Annotated in this window: 1 protein-coding gene and 1 pseudogene; both read right to left on the bottom strand. The window is 44.2% G+C overall.

What is annotated here, in order from left to right; genetic code table 11:
- Window positions 1-134: 134 nt before the first annotated feature.
- Window positions 135-272 carry a hypothetical protein gene (locus R7E78_RS28905; protein WP_318058987.1) on the bottom strand — a complete coding sequence of 46 codons (138 nt, stop codon included), beginning with the start codon at window positions 270-272 and terminating at the stop codon, window positions 135-137.
- Between the two features lie 87 nt (window positions 273-359).
- Window positions 360-573, bottom strand: a pseudogene (locus R7E78_RS28900) (alpha/beta hydrolase); the annotation flags it as partial.

Genomic DNA, 573 nt, shown 5'->3' with positions numbered 1-573 from the left:
CACTTATCCATCCTGGAATGCCGAGCTCGTAGCTTTTGGCAAAAATTTCAGAAACATGCCCATTTGTTTTGTTGGCAATATGTTCGGACAGAGTAGCGGTATTTCCTGAGCGAGAGAAAACGACGATTGCGGTTTTAGACTGAGTGCTGCAGATGTTCCTGCTTTTGTTTGTACTTGCGGTATTGCGAGTTTTCGATTTGAGTAACGACGAGAGCAACCACCATCAAAAATACGAACAATATAAATAGAACGATGAGCGTCCATCGAAACATAGTCACTGACCTATGGCTATTAACTGAGAAATAGGAATAACAGAGAAGTAAGAGTGCGACCGGTTTGGTGGCACTCTTGATTTCAGATTACTTCAAATGCTTATCCAAGAAGGGCGAGACTTTCTCCATTGCCATTCCAACTGCTTGTGGATGGTCATACAACTCATAGTGAGACCAGTTTTCTAAATCAACTAGTTGGCGATCCTTTGACGCGACAGCTCGACCATAAACCTCCTGCCCATCGCGATAAGCGCCAAACGCTCCCACTTTTTGACCAATCACGGTCATCACTGGTTGAGTT

It is taken from the genome of Vibrio sp. YT-19(2023), assembly GCF_033337395.1.
Note: the sequence above shows the minus strand (reverse complement) of the source record. Positions and strands in the feature narration are given on the sequence as shown.